General features: G+C 64.8%; 7 protein-coding genes. 3 read left to right on the forward strand and 4 right to left on the reverse strand.

All coding sequences use genetic code 11. The features are described from left to right. Nucleotides 1-101 precede the first annotated feature (101 nt). On the forward strand, nt 102-239 hold the full coding sequence (locus ACLP9N_RS27020; RefSeq protein WP_442410264.1) for a hypothetical protein: 138 nt from the start codon (nt 102-104) through the stop codon (nt 237-239). A 114-nt stretch (nt 240-353) separates the two neighbouring features. Then, nucleotides 354-1,103, forward strand: coding sequence for an abortive infection family protein (locus tag ACLP9N_RS27025; protein ID WP_442366039.1), 750 nt, complete (start codon nt 354-356; stop codon nt 1,101-1,103). 58 nt (nt 1,104-1,161) lie between these two features. Here ACLP9N_RS27025 and ACLP9N_RS27030 read toward each other — a convergent pair whose 3' ends face one another. Beyond that, the gene (locus ACLP9N_RS27030; RefSeq protein WP_442366037.1) at nt 1,162-1,842 is read right to left on the reverse strand and encodes a hypothetical protein; all 681 of its coding nucleotides are present in this window, start codon (nt 1,840-1,842) and stop codon (nt 1,162-1,164) included. 554 nt (nt 1,843-2,396) lie between these two features. Here ACLP9N_RS27030 and ACLP9N_RS27035 point away from each other — a divergent pair. After that, a complete protein-coding gene (locus ACLP9N_RS27035; protein ID WP_442366035.1) occupies nt 2,397-3,452 on the forward strand; it encodes a hypothetical protein in 1,056 nt (351 codons plus the stop codon). Nucleotides 3,453-3,688: 236 nt separating this feature from the next. Here the strand turns inward: ACLP9N_RS27035 and ACLP9N_RS27040 are convergent, their stop codons facing one another. The 3 genes from ACLP9N_RS27040 to ACLP9N_RS27050 all read right to left on the reverse strand — a co-directional run. Continuing rightward, complete coding sequence (locus ACLP9N_RS27040) at nt 3,689-3,931, reverse strand: hypothetical protein (RefSeq protein ID WP_442366033.1); 243 nt, start codon at nt 3,929-3,931, stop codon at nt 3,689-3,691. Nucleotides 3,932-4,377: 446 nt separating this feature from the next. Then, nucleotides 4,378-5,889: a recombinase XerD gene (locus tag ACLP9N_RS27045; RefSeq protein ID WP_442395152.1), complete on the reverse strand. Its 1,512-nt coding sequence runs from the start codon at nt 5,887-5,889 to the stop codon at nt 4,378-4,380. Beyond that, nucleotides 5,879-6,216: helix-turn-helix domain-containing protein (locus tag ACLP9N_RS27050; protein ID WP_442410265.1), on the reverse strand; the 338-nt coding region annotated here is incomplete at its 5' end. The genes ACLP9N_RS27050 and ACLP9N_RS27045, both read right to left, overlap by 11 nt.

A 6,216-nucleotide genomic window follows, 5' to 3' on the forward strand; every position in this document is an offset into this window, starting at 1 on the left:
GGTGGGAACGGCCGACGCACTGTATTCGGCGGGTTTCGTACATGAAGGTATGAGGGGCACGACCGTGTCTCTCGAACCTCGAGGATCAGGAGAGCCACGTCATGGCGATCTGCGGATACTGCAACCATCCCGGCTACCACGCCCAGTTCATCCCGCCAGGAGCCGAACCGTCGCGGCGGTGCGGTGACTGCCCACGCTGCCGGCAGGAAGTGGACCAGCGGCCGGAACGGCGCCGGTAGCGAAGCGGCTGACCCCGGGACCGGTCGATCCTGCCCGGGCTCGGTCTCGCGGGCCGTGGCTGTCCGGGTGCGGCGATACGCTCCCGGCATGGCAACGGCTCATGTGAGCGCGGCATGAGCCTCACGCCCCAGGAAGTGATGAAGGTCGTCAACCGCTACATCGGGGTGGCCGGCGGCTACCTCGGTGACTTCTCGTACCGGACCCACGCGGAGTTCTACCCCGAGTACTGCGATCTCGACATCGACCCGAACAACTACGCCGGCACGACCCGGGAGCGGTTCATCGAGATCCTCTCGACACAGCCGCCACGCGACCAGGCGAAGATTCTGCGCGGCGTGATCGACCGCTTCAACGAGGACGGCAACCCCGCTCGCGCTCGACTCCGGCCCGAATTGGAGGCGTGGATCAACCGGCCGGAATCCGCGCCCGCGGTTGGCCTGGACACCCCAGAACACACCCGTGATGTGGTGCTGCGCGCGCTGGCCGACGCCGACGAACTGATCCGCACCAACGGGGCGACGAGCGCCGTCGACCGGATCCACACTGCGTTGCACGGCCACGTGCTCGCCCTCTGCGAGGCCGCGGGTATCGAAGCGGATCGCGAAACGACGACGAACCGTGCGCTCAAGCTGCTCCGACAAAGTCACCCTGCGCTGGCTGCCAGCGGCCCGCGCGCCGACGACATCACCAGAGTGCTCGGGGCGATAGCAACGGTGCTCGATTCCCTCAACCCGCTCCGGAACAACGCGAGCGTCGCGCACCCGAACGAGGAGCTGCTCGACGAACCCGAGGCGCACTTGGCGGTCAACGCCGCACGCACGGTGTTCGCGTTCCTCGACGCGAAGCTCGGCGCTACGAGCTGAACAGCCGCGCCGACCAGGCTGTGACTGTCGGCTCGAACCGCTCCGGCGCAAAGGACGCCTACCGCCGCCCCCGCTGCCACTGCCAGACGCCGTGATCGAGGTCCGTCGGCGACATGCCCATCTCTGCGGCCGCAGCGGTCAGGATCCGTAGGGCGAACCCGGTCGTGACGGCGAGACGGGGAATCTCCAGCGCGTCGGCGACGAAGCGGCAGATCATCCGGTCCGGCTTCACTCCCGGGATCCCGGCGAGCATCTGCACGTAGTGCCACGTGATCCCGGAGCGCTGGCCGGGCACGGCTCGCCACGCCGCCTCTACTACAGCCAAGCGCCCGGCGTCCTCGGCCGCCTCCCGCAGGCCGGCGGCGGTGTCGATCCCCTCGGCGGTGAGTGCGAGCGCTGCGTCCCGGATCGCGGCGGCCTTGAGTGGCGCGTCGACGTGCGTCGAGGTGCGGTTCCCGTTGCCGATCCGCTGCGCCCAACCGTCCGGGCCGCTCAGCTCGTCGAACGTGGTGAGGAGCTCGGGCACGCCGTCGGTGTTCGGGTCGCCTCCCTGTTCCCGGCGGTAGGCACGGTAGCGGGCGACGACCGACTCCACGCTGGAGTACGTGACGCCCGTCGACTGCACGGAATCGACCACGCAGAGGGCCAGGCCGTCGCGGTAGCCCGCCGGGGCCTTGGCGTCGCGGAACTGCGCGCAACGGTCGATCACGGCGTGCAGCTGCTCGGCAGTGTGTGACACGGGCGCAAGCGTCGCACAGGGCACCGGCGGAGCGGGTGCAACCGCGAGGAACCGGCCTCTGCGCCGTTGCTAATCCGCCACGGTTTGACTTTCACGCAGGCATTGTCGGGCTAAGACGCAGCACCTCCGCCACCGATAACACCCGATTATGTAGCAGCAGGCGCGAGAAGTGCAGCTGGTGCGCCACCTTGTGGTGGAGTACGGACAGCGCGGCCTGGTGAACACGTACTGGTAACCCGCCATATTCGATCCCGCCGTATTGCATCCCCTGCTGGATCGAAGCCGTCGGCTTACGGGGAGCGGGTCTGGCGATCAGCTCAGTCGTTGTGAAACTAGCTCGCCCCTAGTGGTACTGCCTGTCCTGTGGGCGTCCGTTGGTTTGCTGGCGACTCCGTCCGTCGATGTTGTCCGCGGGTCCCGGGGCTGTAGGCGCCACCGCGGGCAGTGACCATAGCGACGTGTTTGGCCTTCAAGCGCGCCGGGTTCGGTGCGTGCGCCGTCGACCATGTGCGCGTTCTCGCGTTGTCCGTCACGGCGTGCGGGAGGATGGGGGTGTGGCGAAGAAGAAGGGTCGGGATCTGCGGACCAAGCGGCACATCAAGGTTGATGATGCGGCGGCGGTGATCGCGGCGTTCCAGTCGTGGGCGAACCGACCGCCAGCAGGCAGCCCCGGGGCGCAGTGGGCTCAAGACGTGGCCGCAATGATCTTCGAGAAGTGGTCCGACAGTCCTGTGGTTTTGCGGGTCGACGACGAGTTCGCTGGGGCGCTGATTAACGCGAACACCGATGTGGAGCTAGTGCCGGACTGGTTGACACGGTTCCCGTTCGACGCTGTCGCGTACAGCCTTGCCACCCCGTTGTCACTGCACGACGGGCGTCGCATGTGTCACTACCTCGGAATGGTGGTGGCCGGCACGGTCAGTCAGTACCGGTACTTAAAAGGTTCGGGACCGACGCCTGCGGTGGGCAATCTGAAGCTTCGAAGCGCTGACGGTCGCGGCGTGTTGACGGGTTACACGAATATACCTGCAGCGCAGGGTGTCCGGTGCATGTGGGTGTATCAGGAGGAAGGTGATCCGAGCCCGCAACTGCAGAGCGTGACTTTCCCGCTCCGCGGCGATCTTGCAACAGCGACGACGCTCGCCGATCTGGTCACGGCGCAGATTCAAGGTGCGCATGAGGCGGGGAACTCCAATGGCGAGGAGTTACCGGTGCTCATCCCGTTGTCGTTGTCGTTGTTGCTGTACTCCGCGTCGGGTGATCCCGAAATCGACTGGCCGCCTGCGGAGCAGATTTCTCGACCGCAGCAGATCAGCTGCGCGGAAATCGGCAACCTGGGATGGCGGACCGGCGCATCGCTGCGGCAGTACCGCCGGCAAGCGGGCGAGCGCACGGGCGATATAGGCATTGCTGCATGGAGGCTCCCACCCCATATCCGTGTGGCCCATTGGCATCGGGTCCGCGTGGCCGAACGAGACGAAAGCGGCAACGTCATCGGAACCCGCCTTGGCGCCGAAGGCATCGATTGGCACTACGAACTGCGCTGGTACCCACCGACGCCGGTGAATGCCGACGGTGGTATCGCCCCTGCGGTTCGAGACTTGAACTAGTGGCCAACTAGCCATGATAGGTGAGTTTTCCGGCCCGGAGGCGAGACGCCGTGCAGCCTCGTGGGTCGCGTTACAGGCGTCTAAATATGGTGCAGTTCGGCGCATTTCATGATTAATTTGATGAACATAGCGTAGATTACCGGTAACCCGCCATATTCGATCTCGCCGTATTCGGCAGTGAAGCGCTATAGCGGCAAAGACGCCACCCTCCACGACGCACCGCCTGTCCGCTGCGGTCAGCCGGCCGTATCAGCAGCGGGGCCGCCAGGCGGTATCACTTGGTAGCTGTACCGCCACTCGACCTCGGTGTCATGCTCATCGCCGACCGGCCGTGATCCGTGGAGATGCAAAAAAGCGACCATGTCATCGTCGCCGACTTGAGCCTGAGCCTTCCGCTCCGCCAGCGCCCTTACTTGGGCCGGGCTCATCGTCTCGGGCGCCACGATGGTGTCGTGCCGCACGTTCGAGGCATCGGCCATAGCGCCAGGCTGCGGCAAGTGAGGGCTTCCGTTTCCCGACGACCCGCGCCCTCACACAACCGTGATCGACACGTGCTCGACCTGCGACGCAACCACCGCCACTCGCCGTTGACCATGCCGAACGCGCACCCAAGGCAACCGCGAGGACCAGTTGGCGGCGGCTTTCACTTGCTTGCCCGGCGTGACCAACTCTCCGGGGTGGGCGAGATATATTGTGCGACAACATGATACGGAGCAATTTACCGGTAACCCTCCGTATTCGATCTGGCAGTATTCGGTCGTGTCGGGAAACTGGGATGGGCTCCAGAATTGCCAAAGCGGTTGGTGCCCGATCGTCTTGGTTAGGTTCCCGGGGTGGCGTCGATGTCATCACTGTGCGGAGTTGCCGTCCTGTTTGCTGGTGGCGGCCGAAAGCCTTTGCAGCACTGGTTGGATAGGATCGGCGGTCAGGTAGATTCGGCGGCTGTTTTGGTCACGTAGCGGGCCCATGGCTGGGCTGCGATTTCGGCGTGGCGTTGGGTGGTGTTGTAGCTGTAGCCGAGGAGCTCGGCGACAAGGGGTGGTGGTGCCGCCACGACGAGGCTCTGCAAGGCGGTATTTCGTGCGCCAAGCAGATCGATGCCCAGTCGTCCAAGCCTTACCATGATTTCTTGGGGTTGACGATGCCGGCCGGGACGGACACTCGGAAATAGCCACGGGCTGGTTGCCAGTCCGCCTACCGTTCTGAGATGCGGTCGGCTGTCCATGTAGCTAGCGAGCATGTTTGCGAATGGTGGCGGTACGGGGATCGGCTCTTGCCCTAGCGAGATGCGCACGTCGTTTTCTGCGAACGTGATCGCCGATGTCTGGAGAGCCGCGACTTTGGTCACGGGCTGAGCGAACAGGAGCAGAAGGATTCCCGCGACACGGTACGACAGTGATTCGGAGTCACCGTCAAGGAGCTCTCGGAGCCATGCCAGACGCTGCTGTTGGGTGAGCGCGCGGCTGGGAGGGGGCTGCTGATGAGTGATCTTCACCGATTTGTTCAACTGGGCTTTCTTGGCCCAGGCAAGGAGGTTTCGGATCTTTCGTCTCGTGGTGGGTCCCGATGCCAGCCACTCGTCGACGTCTTGTTGCCGGCACCTGGCCAGGGTGCGGTGATGCGCGCTGTGCAGCCAGGTGAGGAACTTGATCGCCTCGGTGATCTCTTGTTTGGCGTATCGCGCGGCCGCAGCGGTGCTTTGTCCGGGAACCGATGTCTTGCGTAACCGACGCAGGTGATACCACGTGGCGAATCGCTCCGCCGGCGCACGCACGACCGGCTCGGTGACCCCCTCGAGTTTCGCGGTGAGCCAACGTTCAAACCAAGCCAGCGGTTCGTCGCGGGCAGCCAAGATACCGGCGTGTTCAAGCAGGCTGCGCAGATGGTTGGTCGCTTTGTCCGTGCCGGCTTCGTCAATGCCCTGATGAGTCAGTGGGATGTCCCCGGATGCCAATCCGGTCAGCAGTTCTTGGACCCTGGGCGAGCGCTTCCAGGTCAGGATGCTGGCGGGCCGCTCGACACCGCACAGTGCCTCGACGATTGGGGCCATGGCTTGAGGGCTGCGGGCGCCGTCGATCATCAACGCGGTTAGATCGTCGCGAAGGGCGCAACGGGCACAGGTTTTGCGACGGTAGAAATCGCCTTCGGCTCCGCACTGTCGACAGGTGAAGTCTCCGGGAATTCCTGCACACGACAAGCAGATTGGCTCGTGGTCGCCATCGGCGGCCAGGCCGGGAAGCACCCCATCGTGACCGCATCGCGGGCAGATTCCGCGGGTACGCATCGCTGCGTAGAAACAGCTGTAGCACAAGTCCTCACCGGGCCAGGACGCCCTGCGCTGGTTGGCCATCCGCTCACACCGGCTGCAGCGGAACTGCTCGCCGGTAACGCGCGGGCGGCCCCGTTTGGTGGAGCGCCGGTTGGGGCTAATCGTCATCGCTGATCACTTTGGCTCGGCGAGGACGCACCGCTTTGTTGAGCTCGACCACGTTGGGCCTCGGCGTTGCCGGCGAGCCGGCGGACGCTTTGCGCCGGCGGACGTCGGCCGCGGTCACGGTGACCAAGTCCTCAACACCGCAACCTAAGATATCGCACAGTGCGGCGATCATTTGAAGCGAAACCCGTTCGGGGCGTTGGTGAACCACGCGATACACCTGTGGCCGTGAAAGCTCGATCCCCCGTTCGACAAGAAGGGGAATCAGATCGGTACTGTTGTGCATCCCACGAGCGGCCATCAGCTCGGCCAACCGCCAGGTGTAGTCGA

This window comes from Mycobacterium sp. (assembly GCF_052144515.1).
Lineage (GTDB): Bacteria > Actinomycetota > Actinomycetes > Mycobacteriales > Mycobacteriaceae > Mycobacterium.